Below are 21,339 nucleotides of genomic sequence, written 5' to 3' on the forward strand. Positions count from 1 at the left end.
TGAGATTGAACGGGACGTTGGTGAACGGCTGATTATGACGACGCGAACAGCGGACGTTTCACCGCTTGCCCCAGTCCCACGGCGGCGCGGTGAGCATCGTTTGACCCGCGACACGCGTCTCGCCCCACTCTTTGTAAAGCGCTAGCTCGGTGGTGTCGTCGGTGTCGAGGTGGTCGCGCATGGCCGCGGAGTGGGTGACCACGACGACTTGGGCGCCCGCGGCGGCGGACCGGATCATCGCGGCCAGCGGGCCGACGAGCTCCGGATGAAGCGACGTCTCCGGCTCGTTGAGCACCATGAGCGTGGGCGGCTGGCGGGTCAGCAGGGCGGCGCCCCAGAGCAGGAAACGTAGTGTGCCGTCGGATAATTCGGCGGCCCGCAGCGGGCGCAACATGCCGCGCTGACGCAGTTGAAGTTCGAAGAGCCCGTCGTTGACGGCGACGGAGATGGTCGCGCCGTCGAACGCGTCGGCCACCGCGCGAGGCAGGTCGTCGAAGCCGGCTTCGATGATCGTCTGGATGGCGGCCGCCAGGTCGCCGCCGTCGTCGGAGAGCACCGGGGTGCGGGTGCCGACCCTCGGCTGGCGGGCGGGTGCGGCCGCGTCCACCCGGAAGCCGTCGTAGAACCGCCAGCCGCGCAGTCGATCCCGCACGGCGGCGAGTTCGGGGAGCGCGCCGGGGTGCGCGTACTCGGCGAGCACGCTGCGGTACGTCGGCAACGCGCGCGTCAACTCTTCGAAGCCGCGGCCGGACTCCGCGGCAACCTCGGCGTAGTCCCGGGTGCGGCGCACCAGCGTCGCGCTTGGGCGCAGCCGTGGGCCTGCGAACACCGCCTCCCGCTTGATCTCGGGATCGCGCGCGAACGCCGAGTGCAGGCCCGCGTCCTGTGGCAGCCCGAGGTCGGTCAGGTAGCCGAAGTCGGCCGAGGAGAAACCGAGTTCGAGCGACACCGGCCTGGTGCGGGTGGTGCCCTGAGCGCCGCCCTGTTCCGGCCCCGCCCACAGCACCGACTGCAGCCCACCCTCGCGGGCGAGCGCGCCGATCACCTCACCCCGACCGCAGTCCGACAGCAGTCGCAGCGCCCGGTACACCGAGGACTTGCCCGTGCCGTTGGCCCCACTGACGACGGTGAGTCCCGACAGCGGCACCACGACCTCGCGTAACGAGCGGTAGCCGCGGATGGCGACGGTGTGCAGCACGACTCGACGCTAAACGCCGTCGGTGACAACCGGCGACTCCGGCATCACCAGTTCCAGCCGCACGCCGAGTAATCGGATCGGACGGTCCAGTTCGAACTGGTGCAGCAGCTCCAGTGCGGTGGCGATGATGGGTTCGGGATCGATGCCAGGGTTCGCCAGCTTGCGGATCTTGGTGCGCGTATAGAAGGTCTTGGTGCGCACGGTAACCGCGACCCGGGTGACCGTGCGGCCCGCCGCCGTTGTCTCGGCCAGCGTCTGGGTGGCCAGTTCGACGACGGCCGAATCCATTTCGGCTTGCTCGGTGAGATCTTCGGGGAATGTCACGACGTGGCTGCGGGATCGGGGTACCCAGGGCTCGGCGCTGACTCCTGCGTCGCCGCCACCCTTGGCGAGCAACAGGATCCAAAGGCCCGTCGTCGGGCCGAACGTCGCCGTCAGGAGCGCGGCATCGGTGGCGGCAAGGTCGGCGACGGTCGTGATACCCAGGCCCGCAAGCCTTTTCGCCGTCTTGGGACCGACGCCCCACAGGGCATCGACGCCGCGGTCACCCATCACGGTCATCCAGTTGGCGTCGTCAAGTCGGTAGATACCCGCAGGCTTGGCCAACCCGGTCGCGACCTTGGCGCGTTGCTTGTTGTCGCTGATGCCCACCGAGCACGACAACCCCGTCTCGGACTCGATGACGGTGCGAATGCGCTCGGCAAGGCCGAAGGGGTCGTCCACCTGGGCCCCGAGGTAGGCCTCGTCCCACCCCCACACCTCAAGGGGATGGCCGAGGTCGCGCAGCAGCCCCATCACCCGGTCGGAGGCCTCGTCGTACGCCTGGGGATCGGATGGCAGGAACGTGGCGTCGGGGCACTTGCGCGCCGCCGTCCGCAGCGGCATGCCGGCGTGCACGCCGTATTCACGGGCCTCGTAGGACGCACACGTGACGACCTTGCGCGGTTCTGCCGGGTCGCCGTTCCCGCCGACGATGACGGGCAGGCCCTTCAACTCGGGGTGGCGCTGGAGTTCGACCGAGGCGAGGAACTGGTCGAGGTCGACGTGCAGGATCCAGCGCACCCTTACCTCCCGCAGAGCTTGTGCGCCAAGCTTTCCCACGCATCACCCTGCGCGTCGAGGCTCTTGCCCAGGTCGGTCAGTTGATGCGTCACGTAGTCGGCGTCGAGGAGTGCCAACAGCGCATCGGCTTGCGCGTCGAGGTCACCGGTGGTGTCCGCAGCCTTCAACAAGGTCCGCACGTGGGTGCGGTGCAAGGTCATCGGAGCGTTGAACCGGGTCTGCGAATCGCGGCCTGCGTCGGACAGCAGGGCGTGGTGGTTCCACACGAACGTCAGCCGCTCGCGCCCGTAGGCGAGCAGGCGCTCGAGCGGCGGCGCTCCCGGCCCGAGCGGAGGCGGACCGAACATGAAGGCCTGCTGTTGGATCTTCTCGGACTCGTCGAGCAGCACGATCATCAGCCCGGCGCGGCTGCCGAAACGGCGGAACAGCGTGCCCTTGCCGACACCTGCGGCGGACGCGACGTCGTCCATCGTGACGGCGTCGGTACCGTGTTCGGAGATCAGCTTGCGCGCGGCGTCCAGCAGAAGCACGCGGTTGCGGGCGGCGTCCCCGCGCTCGATCGGCGCGGTGTCGCTGACTGGCAGCCCGGTCGGCCCGGCCGATCCGTTGTTGGCGCGCACACCTGCACTTTAACTCAGTCGGAATTATTCGGACCGCAGTCCGGTTAACTCATGCAAAGATCGGACGCAACGTCGAAGGGACTGGGGAACATGTCGGACATCAAGGTCTTGGTGCTTCTGGGAAGTCTGCGCGCCGCATCGGTGAACCGCCAGCTGGCCGAGCTCGCCGGCGAGGCTGCGCCCAACGGGGTGACGCTGCAGCTGTTCGACAGGCTGGGCGAGCTGCCCTTCTACAACGAGGACATCGACGGCGACGACGTGGCCGAGCCGGTCAAGGCGCTACGCGAGGCCGCGGCCGAAGCGGACGCCGCACTCGTGGTGACGCCCGAGTACAACGGCAGCATCCCCGGCGTGCTCAAGAATGCGATCGACTGGTTGTCGCGACCCTTCGGCGACGGCGCGCTCAAGGGCAAGCCGGCAGCAGTGATCGGCGGGTCATTCGGCCAGTACGGCGGCGTCTGGGCGCACGACGAGACGCGTAAGACGTTCGGCATCGCGGGCCCGCGCATCGTGGAGGACCTCAAGCTGTCGGTGCCGTTCAAATCACTGGACGGCAAGCATCCGCGCGAGAGCGCCGAGGTGGCCGCGGCAGTCGCCGACGTGGTCGGCAAGCTCGCCGCCGAGGTCGGCTGAACCCTTCGCGCGAGCGCTCATCGCCGCCGGCGGGCCCCGAATCGGGCTCGTCGGCGGCTTTGCTGTTGGCCAGTCGAGCCGGCAGCGGTGTCGGTGGCTGGTGGTAGACACACGTACATAGCGCGACACACCCCAAAATGTGACGTGCGACACGCCGAGCGCGGCACTGCAAGTTTCGTTACGACCTGGGAATTTCACGAATGTTGTTCAGAACATCTTGTATCTATTCTGATTGTCGGCCACTAGGTGTAGTGTCTTGCAGACCGACAGACCCCCACGGTTCCCAAGCTTTCGAGGGTCGGCCGGAGCCCAGAATCGGGTGGCGTCGGTTCCCAGACTCGCCCGAAACACGGCCCCGATCGACTGGAATTTCAAAGGTCCGGAGGCCGCTGTAACTGAGTGAGATGCAGTAACCCAGCAGTTGCCAGTCATGGTCCAGTACATGTCTAGTTCTTGCCGATTCATTCAAGAGGAGCCGTACCGAAGATGACTCAGCCTTCGATCACCGTGTACACGAAGCCCGCCTGCGTGCAGTGCAATGCCACGTACAAGGCGTTGGAGAAGCAGGGCGTTGCCTACGACGTCGTCGACATCAGCCTGGACACCGAAGCCCGCGACTACGTCATGGCGCTCGGCTACCTGCAGGCACCTGTCGTCGTGGTCGGCAACGAGCACTGGTCGGGCTTCCGGCCGGACCGCATCAAGGCCTTGTCCGGAGCAGTCGCAGCCACGGCGTAACGGGTAGACCACGGGCAGGAAGGAGGGTGTGATGAGCAATCTCGTGTACTTCTCCAGCGTCTCGGAGAACACCCTCCGCTTCGTCGAGAAGCTGGAAATGCCTGCCGTCCGGATTCCTCTGCACGGGCGCATCGAGGTTGATGAGCCCTACGTCCTGGTGCTCCCCACCTACGGTGGCGGGCACGCAAACGGACCCGATCCCGACGCCGGGGGATACGTCCCCAAGCAAGTGATCGCATTTCTCAACAACGAAAAGAACCGGTCGCTGCTGCGCGGTGTCATCGCCGCGGGCAACACCAACTTCGGCGCCGAATTCGGCTACGCGGGGGACGTCGTCTCCCGCAAGTGCGGCGTCCCGTACCTGTACCGCTTCGAACTGATGGGCACCACGGACGACGTCGTCGCCGTCCGCGAGGGCCTTGCCGAATTTTGGAAGGACCAGACGTGCCCCCAACCGTCACAGCTGCAGAGCCTGTAACCTCCGGCGCCCACGTTCCCGCGGGAACGGGCGAGACGGACTACCACGCGCTCAACGCGATGCTGAACCTGTACGACGCCGACGGCAAGATCCAGTTCGACAAGGACCGGGAAGCCGCGCACCAGTACTTCCTGGAGCACGTCAACCAGAACACGGTGTTCTTCCACAATCAGGACGAGAAACTCGACTACCTGGTCAAGGAGAACTACTACGAGCGTGAGGTGCTCGACCAGTACAGCCGCAACTTCGTCAAGACGCTGCTCGACCGCGCGTACGCCAAGAAGTTCCGGTTCCCGACGTTCCTCGGAGCGTTCAAGTACTACACCTCTTACACGCTGAAGACGTTCGACGGGAAGCGCTATCTCGAACGGTTCGAGGACCGCGTCGTCATGGTGTCGTTGACGCTGGCCGCCGGCGACACGACGCTGGCCGAGAAGCTGGTCGACGAGATCATCGACGGCCGATTCCAGCCGGCCACCCCGACGTTCCTCAACTCGGGCAAGAAGCAACGCGGCGAGCCCGTGTCGTGCTTCTTGCTTCGCATCGAGGACAACATGGAGTCCATCGGGCGCTCCATCAACTCGGCGCTGCAGCTGTCCAAGCGCGGCGGCGGAGTCGCGTTGCTGCTGAGCAACATTCGCGAACACGGCGCGCCGATCAAGAACATCGAGAACCAGAGCTCGGGCGTCATCCCGATCATGAAGCTGCTCGAGGACTCGTTCTCCTACGCCAACCAGCTGGGTGCGCGCCAAGGCGCGGGTGCGGTGTACCTGCAGGCGCACCACCCCGACATCTACCGGTTCCTCGACACCAAGCGCGAGAACGCCGACGAGAAGATCCGGATCAAGACGCTCTCGCTGGGCGTGGTCATCCCGGACATCACGTTCGAGCTCGCCAAGCGCAACGAGGACATGTACCTGTTCTCGCCGTACGACGTCGAGCGGGTCTACGGCGTCCCGTTCGCCGACATCTCGATCACCGAGAAGTACTACGAGATGGTCGACGACGCGCGGATCCGCAAGACCAAGATCAAGGCGCGCGAGTTCTTCCAGACGCTGGCCGAGCTCCAGTTCGAGTCGGGCTACCCGTACATCATGTACGAGGACACGGTGAACCGGTCCAACCCGATCGAGGGCAAGATCACCCATAGCAACCTGTGCTCGGAGATCCTGCAGGTGTCGACGCCGTCACTGTTCAACGAAGACCTGACCTACGCCAAGGTGGGCAAGGACATTTCGTGCAACCTCGGCTCGCTCAACATCGCCAAGGCCATGGATTCGCCTGACTTCGCGCAGACCATCGAGGTGTCGATCCGGGCGCTGACCGCGGTGAGCGATCAGACTCACATCTGGTCGGTGCCGTCGATCGAGCAGGGCAACAACGACTCTCACGCCATCGGGCTGGGACAGATGAACCTGCACGGGTACCTCGCCCGCGAGCGCATCCTGTACGGCTCAGAAGAGGGCATCGACTTCACCAACATCTACTTCTACACGGTGCTCTACCACGCGCTGAAGGCGTCCAATCGCATCGCGATCGAGCGCGGCCACGGGTTCGGCGGCTTCGAGCGATCGAAGTACAAGTCGGGGGAGTTCTTCGACAAGTACACCGACCAGGTGTGGGAGCCGGCCACCCAGCGGGTGCGGGAACTGTTCGCAGAAGCCGACATTCGCATTCCGACGCAAGAGGATTGGGTGCGGCTCAAGGAGTCGGTGCAAGAGCACGGCATCTACAACCAGAACCTGCAGGCCGTCCCGCCGACCGGATCGATCTCCTACATCAACCACTCGACGAGTTCGATCCACCCGGTGGCCTCCAAGATCGAGATCCGCAAGGAAGGCAAGATCGGCCGCGTCTACTACCCGGCGCCGTATCTGACCAACGACAACCTGGAGTACTACCAGGACGCGTACGAGATCGGCTACGAGAAGATCATCGACACGTACGCCGCGGCCACCCAGCACGTGGACCAGGGGCTGAGCCTGACGCTGTTCTTCAAGGACACCGCCAGCACGCGCGACGTCAACAAGGCGCAGATCTACGCATGGCGCAAGGGCATCAAGACGCTGTACTACATCCGGCTTCGCCAAATGGCCCTGGAGGGCACTGAGGTGGAGGGTTGCGTCAGCTGCATGTTGTAAGGGCAGCTCAGCTTTCGCTAGCTCGTTCCGCATGTAACGCCTTCAAGCGCCGCTCCTCGCGCAGCACGCTCTGGTAGCTCTCGCGTTCCGCGACAAGCCATTCCGGCTTCTCCTCGAGCAGCTGATTGATCTGCTCGGTGGTCAGCGCATCGGTGATGCCGCCACGCGCGAGACCGGCGATCGAGACGCTGAGCTTGGCTGCCACCAGGTTCTTGGGGTGCGGGCCGTTCTTGCGGAGGTCCTTGAGCCACTGCGGCGGGTCCTCCTGCAGGGCGGCGAGTTCGGCGCGGGTGATCGCGTTCTCCTGGAACTCCGCAGGCGTGGCAGGCAAGTACACGTCCAGCTTCTTCGCCGCCGTGACGGGCTTCATGGACTGCGCGTTCGGCCTGCTCATGAAGGAGAGCCTATCGGTAGCCTGATGCGGTGGCTTCATCCTCGCTGCCCTCGCTCACAGTGGGGTACGTCCCCGGTGTGACGCCAGCGAAGTGGGCTCGGACCTGGGCGCAGCGCCGCCCCGAGGTTCCGCTGCAGTTGCATGCCGTCGCCGCAGCAGACGCAGCCGACGCGTTGCGGGCCGGCACCATCGACGTGGCGCTGCTCCGGCCGCCGGTCGAGGGGTCCGGGGTGGCCGTCATCCCGCTCTACGAGGAGACAACGGTGGTCGTGGTGCCGACCGATCACCTGCTCAGCGCCGTCGACGCCGTCACCGTCGCGGACCTCGCCGGTGAGCCAATCCTGATCCCACTCGACGACGTCGTCGCCTGGGCAAGTATCCCGGGTGTACTGGTCGATCACCGGCCCGAGACCGCCGAGGACGCAACAGAACTCGTCGCTGCTGGGGTCGGTGCGCTCGTCGTCCCGCAGTCGCTGGCGCGGCTGCATCACCGCAAGGACCTCACGTACCGCCCGATCACCGACGCGCCCACTTGCCCCGTCGCGCTTGTCGTTCCAGCGGGGCAGCAGCCGGCACTGGTCGAGGAGTTCATCGGGATCGTGCGGGGTCGCAAACCCAATTCGTCGCGAGGGCTGGTCGAGTCGGCGCCGAAGCGCACTGCACGAGAGAAGACCCTCGCGAAGCAGGCCGCCCGCGCCGCCGCGGGGAAGGTCGCCCGCAAGCCGGGCCGGGCCGGGCGCGGACGCCAATAAATCAGTGGAGATTCGCCTCGGAGTAGCTCACTCTCGAAGGCGTGAACGTTCGTCTACACGCCTCGCCGGATGACTTCGGCCCGGTAGCCCGCTGGGTGTACCGGCGGGACCCGGTGCTGTTCACGACTGAGCTGACCACCCTGCGGACCGCGACATGGCCGACCGATCAGATCCTGTTGGCCGCCTTCGATTGCGACGGTGACGTGGGCGCCGCACTGCAGATGAGGGGCGCGGTGCTCCTGGTCAGCGGACTACCACCGACGATGGCGAAGGACGCTGCCGCAGCGCTAGCGCCGGTCCGGGCCGACCTTCCCGCCGTGCGTGGAACGCCTACCACTGCTGCGGCTTTCAGTCAGGCATGGACGGAGGCCACCGGTGTCACCGCGGCGATGTCCTTCGAGGAGACGCTGTACCGCCTCGACGAGTTGGTGCCGCCCAGCGGAGTCGTTGGCCAGTCGCGGGTTGCCGACGACGGGGATGCCGACTTGGTCGTCGGCTGGCTCGACGCGTTCTTCGTAGAGGCGTTCGACTCCGAGTCCAACCCCGACGCGAGCCGGCAAGTGCTGGTCGACATCGCCCCCGCGGGCGGCCACGTCGTGCTGTGGGAGGTGGACGGTGCGCCGGTTGCGATGGCACGGGTCCACGGCGCCCTGCTGGGGATGTCGCGGATCGGTCCGGTGTACACGCCGCCCGAGCATCGAGGCCACGGGTACGGTGCCGCGGTCACCGCGGAAGCGGTCCGGCACGCGCAGCGCTTAGGTGCTCGTGACGTGGTGCTGTTCGCCGACGTGGCCAACCCAGTGTCGAATCGGATCTACCGACGCTTGGGTTTCGTGCCCGTCGCCGAGCACGTGCAATACGCGTTCACGGTGTGAGCAGACCTACTTCACCGTGTGCTGCGGGCCCTGTTCCTTCTTGTACAGCGACTTGAGCATCCGGTCGCGGAGGAACGAGTTGTCGATGAACTTGATCCCTGCGTTCGCGACGGCGGGAATACCCGCGAGCTTGTGAAAGTAGCGGCCCCGCCGATACTCCTTGCCCCAGGCGGCTTCCATGCGCTGTGCGTAGTTGGTGAAGTCGTCGGGCCCGCCGTTGGTGAGCGCGGCGATCGCGCATTCGCCTGCGGCCAAGCCGGATTCGAGTGCCTTGGAGATGCCCGCACCCGACGTTGGCCTGCCTGCGCCTAGCGAGTCACCGGTGAACAGCACACCGGGACGCCACGGCGGCCACGCGGTGAAGCCCATCGGCAACCGCCATGCCCGCACGATCTTGTCCTTCTTGAGCTGTTCGATCGACGGCAGGTCCCACTCGCGTGGCAGCGTGTTCATGAACTCGCCGAGGAACTGGGTGGCGTTGATCTGCTGCCAGTCCTTGTAACTGTTGACGTAGCCGAGCCCGATGTTGATGCGGCCGCCGCCGAACGGGAACACCCAGCCGTAGCCCGGCAGTTGGTCACCGTTGAAGGCGAGCTTGAGGTAGATGTCGAGCGAATCGGAGTCCGGCTTGTTGGCATCCATCTCGGCGCGGATCGCGATCGCCGAATAGCCGTTGTACTCCGAGTCGAGCTTCAGGGCGCGCTTGATGGGGGAGTAGGCGCCGTCGGCCGCGATCACCGCGTCACCGAGGACCTTCTCGCCGCTCTTGAGCACAACGCCGACGACGCGGCCGTTCGCGTCGAGCTCCGGGCCGCTCACCTCACACGACTGACGGATCTCCGCACCAGCCGATTCGGCATGCTTGAGCAGCAGCGTGTCCAGCAGCGGGCGCGGGGCCACGTAGCCGTGGTCGGGCATGCCAGGGCGCTTCGGGAACGACAACTCCCATTCCGACGGGCTGAACACCGTGACCCGGTTGACCCGGTGGAACTTGTCGACCTCCTCGGCGAGGCCCATCTTCTGTAGGTAGCTGACCGCCCGGGCGGTCAACCCGTCACCGCAAGGCTTGTCACGGGGGAACTCGGCCTTGTCGAGGACGACTACTTTGGCGCCGGTTTGAGCCGCCTGCCACGCCGCGGCGGCGCCCGAAGGGCCTCCGCCCGCAATGACCAGGTCGTATCGCTGCGTCATCTCATCCGTCCCGATTGAATAGCTGGGCTGTATCAGGGGCGATCGTACCCGGGGTAATTGAACCGAGTCTGACGAGCATCGTGACGGAACCATGACCCGGGCGCACTGTTGATGTGGGCACACCGCGCGGTCTTGCCAGGTCAGGCGGTGCCAGCCGCTACAGTGGATAAGTGCGCAGACCGTCCTTACCTCGTCCGCCGGGCCCCCAGCCCGGTGTCAAGGTGGACGCGCGCAGTGAGCGTTGGCGCGAGCACCGCAAGAAGGTGCGCGAGGAGATCGTCGACGCCGCCTTCCGGGCGATCGACCGGCTGGGTCCCGAGCTGAGCCTGCGCGAGATCGCCGAAGAGGCAGGTACCGCCAAACCCAAGATCTACCGTCACTTCACCGACAAGTCCGACCTCTTCCAAGCCATCGGCGAGCGACTGCGCGACATGCTGTGGGGGGCAATCGTCCCGCAGATCGACCTGGCCTCCGACTCGGCCCGCGAGGTCATCCGCCGGAGCGTCGAACAGTACGTGCGACTGGTGGACGAACACCCCAACGTCTGCCGCTTTCTGATCCAGGGCCGTTTCGCAGAACAGAGCGAATCGACGATGCGCGCCATCAACGAGGGGCGTGAGATCACCCTGGCCATGGCGAACCTCTTCAGCAACGAGTTGCGCGAGATGGAACTCGACGGGGCGGCAATCGAACTCGCCGCGTTCACCACGTTCGGGTCGGCGGCCGCCGCAACGGACTGGTGGCTGGGGCCCAACGTCGATAGTCCGCGCCGGATGCCAGCCGACGAGTTCGTTGCTCACATGACGACGATCATGCTCGGCGCGATCAACGGCACCTGCGAGTTGCTCGGCATCAGGATCGACCGGGACTTGCCGCTGCACGAGGGCGTCACCCGGCGCGAAACCGTGGCCTGATCAAAGCCCAATTGTCGACACGCGCAACACAAGCTGTTGTGTTGGCCCCCGTTGTCTCACCCCAGGGGTAGTGTCGGCTACAGCCAGTTCGGCAATAGAGTTCGCAGGTGAAATGGGGTCCAACGTGTCTGATGGAATGAAGCTGATCGACCGAGTTTCGGCCATCAACTGGAACCGCGTGCAGGACGACAAGGACGCCGAGGTCTGGGACCGGCTGACGGGCAATTTCTGGTTGCCAGAGAAGGTGCCGGTGTCCAACGACATCCCGTCGTGGGGGACCCTGACGGCGCATGAGAAGCAATTGACCATGCGCGTATTCACCGGCCTGACGCTGCTGGACACCATCCAGGGCACCGTCGGCGCGGTCAGCCTGATCCCCGACGCGCTGACGCCCCATGAGGAAGCGGTCTACACCAACATCGCGTTCATGGAGTCGGTGCACGCGAAGAGTTACAGCTCGATCTTCTCGACGCTGTGCTCCACCTCCGAGATCGACGAGGCGTTCCGCTGGTCTGAGGAGAACCCCAACCTTCAGCGCAAGGCCGAGATCACGATGAACTTCTATCGTGGCGACGACCCGCTGAAGCGCAAGGTGGCGTCCACGCTGCTGGAGAGCTTCCTGTTCTACTCGGGCTTCTACCTCCCGATGTACTGGAGCAGCCGCGCCAAGCTGACCAACACCGCCGACATGATCCGGCTGATCATCCGCGACGAGGCTGTGCACGGCTACTACATCGGCTACAAGTATCAGAAGGGCCTGGCGCTCGAGAACGAGGCGCGCAAGGCGGAGCTCAAGGACTACACGTACGAGCTGCTCTTCGAGCTGTACGACAACGAGGTGGAGTACACCCAGGATCTCTACGACGAGGTCGGCCTCACCGAGGACGTCAAGAAGTTCCTGCGCTACAACGCGAACAAGGCGCTGATGAACCTTGGCTACGAGGCGCTGTTCCCGCGCGACGAGACCGACGTCAACCCGGCGATTCTGTCGGCGCTGTCGCCCAACGCCGACGAGAACCACGACTTCTTCTCCGGGTCGGGTAGCTCCTACGTCATCGGCAAGGCCGTCAACACCGAAGACGCGGACTGGGACTTCTAGAGCGACTCGATGACCGCTTTGGCGGTCGCCAGGTCGACGTTGTCCTCGGCCTAAGCTGGCGTGACGTGAACCCTGATGCCCACGCGTCCAAGCCGGGACGCACCCCCGTTTCCAACGTCTCGGACACCGCGCGCTGGGTAGCGGTCTACCGCGCACGAGAATCCGCCCGTCCCGACGCGCTGTTCGAGGATTCCCTTGCCGAGCGCCTCGCCGGTCAACATGGACGCGACATCGCCGCCCGGTTCCCGCGCATGATGCGGTCGGGTTGGTGGCTGGTGGCGCGCACCAAGGTCATCGACGACATCATTCTCGAAGCGATCGACGATGGTTGCGACCGCGTGCTCAACCTGGCCGCCGGGCTCGACACCCGGCCCTACCGCCTGGAGCTTCCGCCCGGCTTCACCTGGGTCGAGGGTGACCTGCCTGCGCTACTCGCCGAGAAGGAACAGCTGCTCGCTGATCAGCGGCCGCGATGCAGTTTGACTCGGCATGCGGTCGACCTCGCCGATCCGGCCGCCCGCGACCAGTTCTTGACCGAGGCGTTGGCGGGCGCAACGAAGGCCTTGGTGCTCACCGAGGGCCTGCTGATGTACCTCGAAACCCGGGACGTGGCAGCCCTTTCCGAGGCCTTCACCCGACCCGAGATCGCGTGGTGGATGCTGGATCTGGCCGGTCCTGGGCTGAAGAAGTTCATGAACGACAAGACCGACGGCTTGCTGCAGAACGCACCGTTCAAGTTTGCGCCAGCCAACGGCCTGGGTTACTTCGAGGAGCTCGGTTGGCATCCGGTCGAGGTCGAATCCGTCTTCGATGCGGCCTACCGATTCCACCGGTTGCCCTGGCTGTACCGGCTCGCCGCCCACCTACCCCAACCCGATGCGCACCGCCCTCCGGAGAAGCGGCCGTGGAGTGCGGTGGTCCGGCTCACGCGCGGGTAGCCTGAGCACATTCCCATCCATGGCGAGGCAGGCAGCCCGATCCGAGTCGCCGTGCTGTCGCCCATCGCATGGCGGACCCCGCCCCGTCACTACGGGCCGTGGGAGCAGTTCGCATCGTTGCTCACCGAGGGGTTGGTGGCGGCCGGCCATCACGTCACGCTGTTCGCCACCGCAGACTCGATCACCACGGCCACCTTGCACGCGACGTCGCCGACGGGTTGGTCTGAGGACACGACGATCGACGCGAAGGTGGCGGAATGCCTGCACATCGCCTCGGTGTTCGAGCGGGCCGGCGAGTTCGACGTCATTCACAACGGGTTCGACTTCCTGCCGCTGACGTATAGCGAGCTCGTCGATACACCCGTGGTCACCACGATCCACGGGTTCTCGTCGGAAAGGATCGTTCCCGTCTACCAGCGTTACGACGGCGCAGGCGCATACGTGTCGATCAGCGACGCCGACCGACACCCGGATCTGCACTACGCCAGCACTATTCACCACGGTATTGACGTCGGCGAGTTCGCCGTCCATCCCAGTCCGGGCGAGCATCTGCTGTTCTTCGGACGAATCCACCCCGACAAGGGCACCGCGCACGCCATCGAGGTCGCCCGCCGATCTGGCCGCCGACTCGACATCGCAGGCATCATCCAAGATGAGCAGTACTTCCGCGACGAAGTCGCGCCGCACGTCGACGGAGTGCGGGTGCGTTATCTCGGTGCCGTCGATGCCGCCACGCGCGCCGAGGTACTGGGCGGCGCACACGCACTGCTTCACCTGATCGACTTCGACGAGCCGTTCGGCTACAGCGTCGTGGAGGCGATGGCTTGTGGCACACCGGTCATCGCCAACGCCAGAGGTTCGATGGGTGAACTGATCGAGGACGGGATCACCGGCTATCTGGTCGACGACGTCGATTCGGCGGTGACTGCGGTGGGTGTTGCGGGCGCACTGGACCGACGCGGGATTGCCGAGCACGCCGCCCAGCGCTTCACGGTCGCCACCATGATCGAGAAGTACGTCAAGGTGTACCGCGACGTCATCGGCAATCGGAAATGACACCATCCCAACAGGATTGGTGGAAGTCGGCCGTCGTCTACCAGATCTATCCGCGGAGCTTCGCCGATTCGGACGGCGACGGGCTCGGCGACTTGAATGGCATCACCGCACGGCTCGGCTACCTGCAGGCACTCGGGGTCGACGTGATCTGGCTGTCGCCGGTCTACCCGTCCCCACAGGTCGACAACGGCTACGACATCAGTGATTACCGCGACATCGATCCGACGTTCGGCACCCTGGCCGAGTTCGACGCGCTCCTTGCGGAGGTGCACCAACGCGGGCTGAAGCTGGTGATGGACCTGGTGGTCAACCACACCTCCGACGAGCATCCGTGGTTCGTGGGGTCGCGTTCGTCGCGGGACAACCCGAAGCGGGACTGGTACATATGGCGGGATGCGCGCGACGGCACCGAGCCGAACAACTGGGGGTCCTTCTTCTCCGGCTCGGCATGGGCGTGGGACGAGCGGACGGAGCAGTACTACCTGCACCTCTTCGACCGCAAGCAGCCAGATCTGAACTGGGAGCATCCCGAGGTACGTAAAGCCGTGCGGGACATGATGATTTGGTGGCTCGACCGCGGCGTCGACGGTTTCCGCATGGACGTCATCAATTTCATCTCCAAGGCCGAGGGGCTTCCCGACGCGCCACCAGTGCCGGGACAGCGATTCGTCAGCGCCATGAACGAGTTCGTCGACGGCCCGCACGTTCACGACTATCTCGCCGAACTGAGCCGTGAGGTCTTCGGTGGCCGCGAGGGCGAGTTCATCACGATCGGCGAAATGCCGGGAGTGACGCCCGAACAGGCCAGGCTCTACACCGATCCGGCGCGGGGCGAGCTGAACATGGTGTTTCAGTTCGAGCATGTGTCCGTCGACCAGGGCCCAGCGGGCAAGTTCGACTACCGAGGGCTCGACCTGGTCGTCCTGAAGAAGGCGCTCCACCGCTGGCAGGCAGCATTGGCCGAAATCGGTTGGAACAGCCTGTATTGGAACAATCACGACCAACCCCGCGTCGTATCCCGGTTCGGCGACGACGACCCCGACTATTGGGCGGCGTCGGCGAAGGCGCTCGCGACCATATTGCATGGCATGCGCGGCACGCCCTTCGTCTATCAGGGTGAGGAACTCGGAATGACGAACTACCCGTTCCGAACTCCGCAGGACCACAAGGACCTCGAGGCCGTCAACTTCTACCACAGTGTGGTCGAGGTCGGAGGCGACGAGGCTGCGGCGCTCGCCGGGCTGGCCAAGATGAGCCGCGACAACGCCCGCACGCCAATGCAATGGGACGCGGGACGCAACGCCGGATTCACTACCGGCGATCCGTGGCTGCGCGTCAACCCCAACTACACGTGGCTGAACGCCGCAGCCCAATTCGACGCGTCGGATTCGGTTTTCGCGCACTACCAAGCGCTGATCCGCCTGCGTCACGAACTGCCGGTCCTGGTGGACGGTGTGTTCACGCCGCTGATGGAGGATGATCCGCAGATCTGGGCGTACACCAGAACCACCGTGGGCCGCCGACTCCTCGTCATCGCCAATTGTGGACGTGCGCCACGGACCGTCGATGTCGGCGGAGATTGGGCCTCGGCGGAGCTAGTGCTGGGCAACCTGCCCGATACCCCGTCCGCTACGGGGTCGACGGTCCTCGACCTTGCGGGCTGGGATGCGCGCATCTACTCCACGTGCCGCTGAGGAATGCTAACCGTCGGCCATTGCGGACCGGAGTTCTGCGACCGCCTGCTGAAAGGTCTCCGCGAAGTCGGCCTTGCCTGCGGAGTCGACCCAGCGTCCGAACGCGGTCGCAAAGACTGCCACGCCCACCTGCCCGAGCATGTGCGCCGTCGAGCCGTCGATGCCGCGCTCGCGCAGTGCTGCGGTGAGGGCGGCGGTCACGGCTGCCATCTTGGTCCGTTCGCGTTCCTGCAGATCGGGGCTGGCGGCGATGATCGCGCGTCGGTCGGAAGCCCGTTCGCTGAGCTCTGTCAGTGCGCTACCCACTGACGAAAGCGCTTGCAGGACAGTATCAATAGGGGAGTGCGTGGCATCGACGGCGTGCACCGCCTCAGCCACAGCGTCCGCCAGTCGCTCCGAACCGGCGAACAGCACTTCCCGCTTGTCGGTGAAGTAGCGAAAGAACGTCCGTCTGGTCAACCCGGCGCGAACCGCGATGTCCGTCGCCGTCACGGCCTCGAACCCACGCTCGAGGAATAGGTCCATCGCCGCTTGGCGGAGCCTGTTCTCAGCCCCGGGGTCCCATCGCGCCATGTGGACATCGTAGCCCTGATGACACAGCGTGCCATCGCTGCTATGGTGAAGTGATGGCACACCGTGTCATTACTGGACGAACGAGAGCAGATGGTTATGGAGCAGCACGGCCCGAGCGATGAAGTGTGGGTCCTCGGCGCCACCGGCCGGTCCGGCCGAGCGGTGGCCGAACGGCTGGCGGCGGCAACGGATGTCGCACCCGTGCTTGTCGGACGGAACGGCGCCCGGCTCGATGAGGTGGCCACGGCCATTGGCGCCGGCATCCGGACGGTGGCTGCGGATTCGGTCGACGCGATGGCCGCGCTGATCGAACACGAGCGGCCGACCGTGGTGATCAACACGATCGGCCCCTTCACCGAGACCGCGCTGCCCATCGCCAGGGCCGGTTTGAGTGGCAGCCACTACGTCGATCTCGCGAATGACCTCGAATCGCTATTCGGGCTGCTCGGCCTGCACGACGCCGCGGTAGCCGCCGGCCGCACGCTGGTGACCGGGGCCGGCTTCGGAGTGCTGGCCACCGAGAGCGTCGTGATGACGCTGTGCGAAGGCCGTCCGATCCCGAGTCACGTCCGCGTCGACGCGCTGCCGTCCGTCGATACCGAGACCGGCGTGGTGGGAGAAGCCTTGGCCGCCACCATTCTCGACGGGCTGCCCGCCGGTGGCCGACGGTACGAACAAGGCAAGTTGGTACGTGCCCGGCTGGGTGGCGAGGTGCAGCACCTCACCCTTCCCGACGGCACCGCGGTGACGACCTCGTCCGTGCCCACCGGGGACCTGCACGCCGCATGGATCGCCAGCGGTGCTCCTTCGGTGACCGCGGGCTCCGGCCTGCTGCCCGCAACGTCTACGGTCCGGGCGGTCCTGCCCATCGCGAGCGCCGCGCTGTCCATCGGACCGCTGCGCGCGCTCGCCACTCGGATGCTCGCCCGCACCCGCACCTCGTCGCGGCCCCGCGACCGGGAACACTCGTATGGACATGCGCGGATCACGTGGCCGGACGGAACCAGCCGCGAGGGTTGGCTGCGCGCCGGCGAGGCAATGGATTTCACCGCGAGCGTGCTCGCCGAGGTGGCGACTCGGTTGGCCCGCGGTGGGCAGCGTCCAGGGGCGTACACACCTGCCGCCGTCTTCGGGCCCGGTCTTGCGACCGCTGCAGGCGGCGACTTCATAATCGACTGACCGCCAACACCCCGCGAACAGACACAAATGGCCGTGAATCCGGGCGATTCAGGGCCATTTGCGTCTGTTCGCGCTGGGAACTCGCGCTAGGTCGCGGGCGCGTCCTCGGTGCGCTCGTGGGCGTCTTCCATGACGGTGCGGCCGATCTCGGCGTACTCGGCAGGCTTGGCCTGGCGCAACCACACCGCGTAGACGACACCGATCACGAAGACGGCCAGGATCATGTACGGGCCGACCTTGAAGACGTCCGAGTTGGACGCCAGGCCCGCCGCGAACGCGCGGTTGTCCCACAGCAGCCACACCACGTACAACATCGCCACGCCACCGATCAGCGGGCAGATCAGCGTCGTTATCACGTTGCCGCGGTGCGTCTTTCGGACCCAGAAATACCAGATCACCGCCGCTGAGCAGATGGCCTGTACGAGAAGGATTGCCGCGGTGCCGATGAGCGCAAGCAGACCGTAGATGTTGACGTACGGCACCAGCGCAGGCGTGTCGACCGGAGTGCCGTTGGTGTCCGGAACCTGCACGGCGGTGAAGACTGCGAACGCGAGCACGATGAGCAGGGTGATCGCGCTCTGGATCGTCGACGCGATCCAGGGCGAACCGTGCTTTGGGTGAGTGCTGCCGATGGTCGACTTGACCTTGTCGGAGGGGATCTCGCGCCCGAGTGCGAACAGGTAGCGCGAGGCAGCGTTGTGAAAAGCCAACGCGCAGGCGAAGGATCCGATGACGAGCAGGGCCTTGTAGACGTCGAGGACCACGCCGCCGAGGTTCGAGTTGACCAGCCCGAAGAAGAGGTCCAGTGGCGACGCACTGATCGACGTCTCGACTGACGTCTTGGCGCCGTTGCCCGCGATGACCATCGCCGAGATGAAGGTGTAGAACAGGCCGAGTCCCACCACCGCGATGATGGTCGCTCTCGGGATGATCTTCTTCGGGTTGCGGGACTCCTCGCCGTAGACCGCGGTTGTCTCGAAGCCGACCCACGACCAGAACGCGAAGAACAGGCCGATGGCCATGGATCCGGCGGCGGCCGCCGTGCCGAACGCTCCTGCGGGCAGGCTCTCGAACGCGTTGTTGAGCAGTACGGTCTGGTTCAGCATGAACCCGTCGGGTCCGCCGCCCTTGAAGATCACCGAGAGCGCGAGCGCCAGCAGCACAAGGACTTCCGCGGTCAGCGTGACGCCAAGGATGGCCGCCGTCAGGCTGATGTCGAAGTAGCAGAGCAGCGCGATGGCCACGATGGCGACGACGGCGATCACCAGCCACGGGATCTCTAAGCCGAAGATGGTGTTGATGGCGTCGTTCGCGAAGTAGGCGCACCCGCCGATCAGCGAACCCTCGAACACCACGTAGGCGAACGTCGCGAGCATGCCGCTGGCCATGCCCCAGATCTGGCCCAGCCCATGCGAGATGAAGCCGTAGAAGGCGCCCGTCGTGGTGATGTGCCTTGCCATCGCCACATAGCCCAGCGCAAAGAGCGTCAGGATGATCGTGGCGAACAGGAACCCTGCGGGCGCGCCGAGGCCGTTGCCGAATCCGACCGCGATGGGCGTGTTGCCCGTCATCGCGGTGATCGGTGCAGCGTTCGCGACGGCCATGAACAGAACCGCGACGATGCCGATGGCACCCTTCTTCAGCCCGGCGGGGGCTTGCGGCGCCGACTCGGCGGCTTCGGATTCAGTGCTCATCTGGCCATCCTGGTTCGGATCGGATTGCGTGATTGGACGGCGACGCTGCAGTTCCACCGGAAAGCGTCGCACTCGGGCCACTACCTCACAACTCGAGCGGCGAGATTTCTGGTCAATTGACAGGTTTCTCGGGCCGCGGGTCGACCCCGGGTAGCGCGAGTTCGTCGCGTGAACGACCGGTGAATGACCGAGGAACTGTGCGGATCGGCGGTAGCCTCCGCGTACGGCGACCTAGACACTTGGCGATGTGACCACCACGTCGCTATTCGAGTCCATTCTCAACTGGCTTCGCGCCGGCTACCCCGAGGGCGTGCCAGGCCCGGATCGGGTGCCGTTGCTCGCGCTCCTGCGCAGCACGCCGTTGACCGAAGTACAGATCAAGGACGTCGTTCGCAACATCACCACTGCGGATTCGGCGGCGCTCACCGACGGCGAAATCACCACCGACGAGATCGGCGAGTTCATCTCCGAGGTCACCCATGACGACGCGGGTTCGGAGAACGTCGCCCGGGTGGCGGCCAAGCTTGCGGCCGCCGGTTGGCAGCTGGCCGGCGTCGACAAGGTCTAGCGACTACACCGTCGCCACAACCAACTGCTCGGCCGTCGGCGGGCGCAGTCCGTCGGTACGCCCAGCGAAGTACCGTTGGATCAGGTCGCTCGGGCCGATGTGCCGCACCGCCGAAAACCCTGCGGTGCGGCACATCTGGACCATCTCGTCTGGCGCGTAGTGGCTGATGAACGGCGTGCCCGAACCGCGCGCTGCCTGTTCGACGCTTGCCTGCATCGGGCGCTCGGCGGCGTCGACCAAGTCCAGCGGCAGCATGAACGTCATCGCGAACACCGAGCCAGGGGCGAGCGCGGCTACCTGTCGCAGGGTGGCTTCGGTGGCCTCCCTCGTCAGGTACATGCTGACTCCGGTCGACGACACCACTGCCGTGCGCGCGGCATCGAAACCGTTGGCCAGCAATGCTTCCCACCACGACTCACCGCTTTCGAAGTCGACCGGCACCAGACGTAGTCCCGCTGGCAACGGGTAGCCCTCCGCGACGAGCCTGCCCCGCTTCCACGCTTGGGTGCCCGGTTGATCGACTTCATAGATCCGCAGCGTGTCGGTGCGGTCGGGATGACGTTGGGCGAAGGTGTCCAGTCCCGCACCGAGCACGACGTACTGCCCGACGCCCGCGTCTGCCAGCTCGCACACCAGGTCGTCGATGAAGCGCGCACGCGCCACGATCGAGGCGCGGAAGGCGGCGGTCCCTGCGGGATCCATGTCGCCACGGGTACGCCAGTCGGGGTCGGGTTGGGCGAGCCGCAGCCCGATGTCGTCGGTGATCACGTGCGGAGCATCGTCGACCTCGAGATGCAATGCGCGCCACAAGGCGACACGGACGGCCGTGCTGTCGGGCGCCGACGTCATTTCGCGGCTCTGGAGTGCAGCGTCCACACCCTGCCACCCCAGTTGTGAGTCTCCAGGTACACGGCTTCGATGCCCTCAGTCATGTCACTCCTCCTTGCCGGTTGCGTCACGAGCGTCGAGATAGGCCCGCAGCGCCTCGGTGGCGAGCGCGGACAACGACTGCTCGGTTTCGATGGCGTGGTGCTTGAGCTGCCTGATCAGTCCGATCGGCAGATAGACGTTGAACTGCTTGACGTCGTCATCGCCCACTCGTCGAAGCTAGCATGATAGCAAGCTAGATCGCAATGGCATTTTGATGGTGCCAACGCGTCGCGAGACACTTGACCGATGTCCGCGAAGTCTGTGATTGCCTCGATCCTCGACTGGCTGCGCGCCGGGTATCCCGAGGGGGTGCCTGGCCCCGACCGGGTTCCGCTGCTCGCGCTGTTGCGCCAAACGCCGCTCACCGAGGACGAGCTCAAGGAGGTCATTCGCAACATCACCGAAGTGAAGGCGCCGGCCAGCGACGACGATCCGATCGACAAGGACGAGATCGAGGCATTCATCTCCGAAGTCACGAACTACGACGCCGGTCCCGAGAATGTCCGACGGGTGGCCGCAAAGTTGGCCGCCGCAGGCTGGCCGCTATCCGGGGTGGATCCGGAAATGACGACGGGCGGAGCCCCCGGAGAGGCCCCGCCCGCTTGAGTCGGT

General features: G+C 65.6%; 23 protein-coding genes. 14 read left to right on the forward strand and 9 right to left on the reverse strand.

All coding sequences use genetic code 11. The features are described from left to right. Positions 1 to 58: 58 nt before the first annotated feature. The 3 genes from SLQ30_RS17305 to SLQ30_RS17315 are packed head-to-tail and all read right to left on the reverse strand — an operon-like array spanning position 59 to position 2,880. Positions 59 to 1,198, reverse strand: coding sequence for an AAA family ATPase (locus SLQ30_RS17305; protein WP_319447090.1), 1,140 nt, complete (start codon positions 1,196 to 1,198; stop codon positions 59 to 61). 9 nt (positions 1,199 to 1,207) lie between these two features. Continuing rightward, positions 1,208 to 2,275, reverse strand: coding sequence for a DNA polymerase IV (locus tag SLQ30_RS17310; RefSeq protein WP_319447298.1), 1,068 nt, complete (start codon positions 2,273 to 2,275; stop codon positions 1,208 to 1,210). Beyond that, entirely contained in the window at positions 2,263 to 2,880 is a 618-nt protein-coding gene (locus SLQ30_RS17315) for a TetR/AcrR family transcriptional regulator (RefSeq protein WP_413468068.1), read from the reverse strand. The genes SLQ30_RS17310 and SLQ30_RS17315 overlap by 13 nt, the downstream gene beginning before the upstream one ends. A 90-nt stretch (positions 2,881 to 2,970) precedes the next feature. On the opposite strand from SLQ30_RS17315, the gene SLQ30_RS17320 reads away from it, so the two are divergent. The 4 genes from SLQ30_RS17320 to nrdE all read left to right on the forward strand — a co-directional run bounded on the left by SLQ30_RS17320 (position 2,971) and on the right by nrdE (position 6,870). Next, positions 2,971 to 3,513: an NADPH-dependent FMN reductase gene (locus SLQ30_RS17320; RefSeq protein ID WP_319447089.1), complete on the forward strand. Its 543-nt coding sequence runs from the start codon at positions 2,971 to 2,973 to the stop codon at positions 3,511 to 3,513. A 486-nt stretch (positions 3,514 to 3,999) separates the two neighbouring features. Next, complete coding sequence (gene nrdH / locus SLQ30_RS17325) at positions 4,000 to 4,251, forward strand: glutaredoxin-like protein NrdH (RefSeq protein WP_319447088.1); 252 nt, start codon at positions 4,000 to 4,002, stop codon at positions 4,249 to 4,251. 31 nt (positions 4,252 to 4,282) lie between these two features. Beyond that, positions 4,283 to 4,729: a class Ib ribonucleoside-diphosphate reductase assembly flavoprotein NrdI gene (gene nrdI, locus SLQ30_RS17330; protein ID WP_319447087.1), complete on the forward strand. Its 447-nt coding sequence runs from the start codon at positions 4,283 to 4,285 to the stop codon at positions 4,727 to 4,729. Beyond that, positions 4,696 to 6,870, forward strand: a complete 2,175-nt coding sequence (gene nrdE / locus SLQ30_RS17335; protein WP_319447086.1) for a class 1b ribonucleoside-diphosphate reductase subunit alpha — start codon at positions 4,696 to 4,698, stop codon at positions 6,868 to 6,870. The genes nrdI and nrdE overlap by 34 nt, the downstream gene beginning before the upstream one ends. A 7-nt stretch (positions 6,871 to 6,877) precedes the next feature. Here nrdE and SLQ30_RS17340 read toward each other — a convergent pair whose 3' ends face one another. Next, complete coding sequence (locus tag SLQ30_RS17340) at positions 6,878 to 7,264, reverse strand: DUF5997 family protein (RefSeq protein WP_319447085.1); 387 nt, start codon at positions 7,262 to 7,264, stop codon at positions 6,878 to 6,880. A 29-nt stretch (positions 7,265 to 7,293) separates the two neighbouring features. Here SLQ30_RS17340 and SLQ30_RS17345 point away from each other — a divergent pair, with 29 nt between their 5' ends. Beyond that, positions 7,294 to 8,016, forward strand: coding sequence for a LysR family substrate-binding domain-containing protein (locus SLQ30_RS17345; protein WP_319447084.1), 723 nt, complete (start codon positions 7,294 to 7,296; stop codon positions 8,014 to 8,016). Positions 8,017 to 8,057: 41 nt separating this feature from the next. Further along, positions 8,058 to 8,891 (forward strand): GNAT family N-acetyltransferase, encoded by an 834-nt coding sequence (locus SLQ30_RS17350; RefSeq protein WP_319447083.1) that lies wholly within the window; start codon positions 8,058 to 8,060, stop codon positions 8,889 to 8,891. A gap of 6 nt (positions 8,892 to 8,897) precedes the next feature. On the opposite strand, the gene SLQ30_RS17355 is transcribed toward SLQ30_RS17350, so the two are convergent. Continuing rightward, positions 8,898 to 10,082 (reverse strand): geranylgeranyl reductase family protein, encoded by a 1,185-nt coding sequence (locus SLQ30_RS17355; protein WP_319447082.1) that lies wholly within the window; start codon positions 10,080 to 10,082, stop codon positions 8,898 to 8,900. Between the two features lie 170 nt (positions 10,083 to 10,252). Between SLQ30_RS17355 and SLQ30_RS17360 the strand changes: the two genes are divergently transcribed. The 5 genes from SLQ30_RS17360 to SLQ30_RS17380 all read left to right on the forward strand — a co-directional run bounded on the left by SLQ30_RS17360 (position 10,253) and on the right by SLQ30_RS17380 (position 15,783). Beyond that, positions 10,253 to 10,996: a TetR/AcrR family transcriptional regulator gene (locus tag SLQ30_RS17360; protein ID WP_319447081.1), complete on the forward strand. Its 744-nt coding sequence runs from the start codon at positions 10,253 to 10,255 to the stop codon at positions 10,994 to 10,996. Positions 10,997 to 11,132: 136 nt separating this feature from the next. Continuing rightward, a complete protein-coding gene (gene nrdF / locus SLQ30_RS17365) occupies positions 11,133 to 12,095 on the forward strand; it encodes a class 1b ribonucleoside-diphosphate reductase subunit beta (protein WP_413468073.1) in 963 nt (320 codons plus the stop codon). A gap of 65 nt (positions 12,096 to 12,160) precedes the next feature. Next, on the forward strand, positions 12,161 to 13,033 hold the full coding sequence (locus tag SLQ30_RS17370) for a class I SAM-dependent methyltransferase (RefSeq protein ID WP_319447079.1): 873 nt from the start codon (positions 12,161 to 12,163) through the stop codon (positions 13,031 to 13,033). Between the two features lie 51 nt (positions 13,034 to 13,084). After that, positions 13,085 to 14,089, forward strand: coding sequence for a glycosyltransferase family 4 protein (locus SLQ30_RS17375; RefSeq protein ID WP_319447078.1), 1,005 nt, complete (start codon positions 13,085 to 13,087; stop codon positions 14,087 to 14,089). Next, positions 14,086 to 15,783, forward strand: a complete 1,698-nt coding sequence (locus SLQ30_RS17380; protein WP_319447077.1) for an alpha-glucosidase — start codon at positions 14,086 to 14,088, stop codon at positions 15,781 to 15,783. Before SLQ30_RS17375 ends, SLQ30_RS17380 begins: the two co-directional genes overlap by 4 nt. 6 nt (positions 15,784 to 15,789) lie before the next feature. Here SLQ30_RS17380 and SLQ30_RS17385 read toward each other — a convergent pair whose 3' ends face one another. Then, on the reverse strand, positions 15,790 to 16,356 hold the full coding sequence (locus SLQ30_RS17385; protein WP_319447076.1) for a TetR/AcrR family transcriptional regulator: 567 nt from the start codon (positions 16,354 to 16,356) through the stop codon (positions 15,790 to 15,792). A gap of 90 nt (positions 16,357 to 16,446) precedes the next feature. Between SLQ30_RS17385 and SLQ30_RS17390 the strand changes: the two genes are divergently transcribed. After that, a complete protein-coding gene (locus tag SLQ30_RS17390; protein ID WP_319447075.1) occupies positions 16,447 to 17,535 on the forward strand; it encodes a saccharopine dehydrogenase NADP-binding domain-containing protein in 1,089 nt (362 codons plus the stop codon). A gap of 86 nt (positions 17,536 to 17,621) precedes the next feature. On the opposite strand, the gene SLQ30_RS17395 is transcribed toward SLQ30_RS17390, so the two are convergent. Then, positions 17,622 to 19,229 carry an APC family permease gene (locus SLQ30_RS17395; protein WP_319447074.1) on the reverse strand — a complete coding sequence of 536 codons (1,608 nt, stop codon included), beginning with the start codon at positions 19,227 to 19,229 and terminating at the stop codon, positions 17,622 to 17,624. Positions 19,230 to 19,476: 247 nt separating this feature from the next. Here SLQ30_RS17395 and SLQ30_RS17400 point away from each other — a divergent pair, with 247 nt between their 5' ends. After that, a complete protein-coding gene (locus SLQ30_RS17400; RefSeq protein WP_319447073.1) occupies positions 19,477 to 19,797 on the forward strand; it encodes a DUF3349 domain-containing protein in 321 nt (106 codons plus the stop codon). Positions 19,798 to 19,800: 3 nt separating this feature from the next. On the opposite strand, the gene SLQ30_RS17405 is transcribed toward SLQ30_RS17400, so the two are convergent. Both SLQ30_RS17405 and SLQ30_RS17410 read right to left on the reverse strand, forming a co-directional pair. Then, positions 19,801 to 20,646 (reverse strand): class I SAM-dependent methyltransferase, encoded by an 846-nt coding sequence (locus tag SLQ30_RS17405; protein WP_319447296.1) that lies wholly within the window; start codon positions 20,644 to 20,646, stop codon positions 19,801 to 19,803. A gap of 84 nt (positions 20,647 to 20,730) precedes the next feature. Next, a complete protein-coding gene (locus SLQ30_RS17410) occupies positions 20,731 to 20,895 on the reverse strand; it encodes a CopG family transcriptional regulator (RefSeq protein WP_319447072.1) in 165 nt (54 codons plus the stop codon). 78 nt (positions 20,896 to 20,973) lie between these two features. Here SLQ30_RS17410 and SLQ30_RS17415 point away from each other — a divergent pair, with 78 nt between their 5' ends. After that, a complete protein-coding gene (locus SLQ30_RS17415; protein ID WP_319447071.1) occupies positions 20,974 to 21,333 on the forward strand; it encodes a DUF3349 domain-containing protein in 360 nt (119 codons plus the stop codon). Positions 21,334 to 21,339: the final 6 nt, after the last annotated feature.

Source organism: Mycobacterium sp. RTGN4 (assembly GCF_033804635.1).
GTDB lineage: Bacteria > Actinomycetota > Actinomycetes > Mycobacteriales > Mycobacteriaceae > Mycobacterium.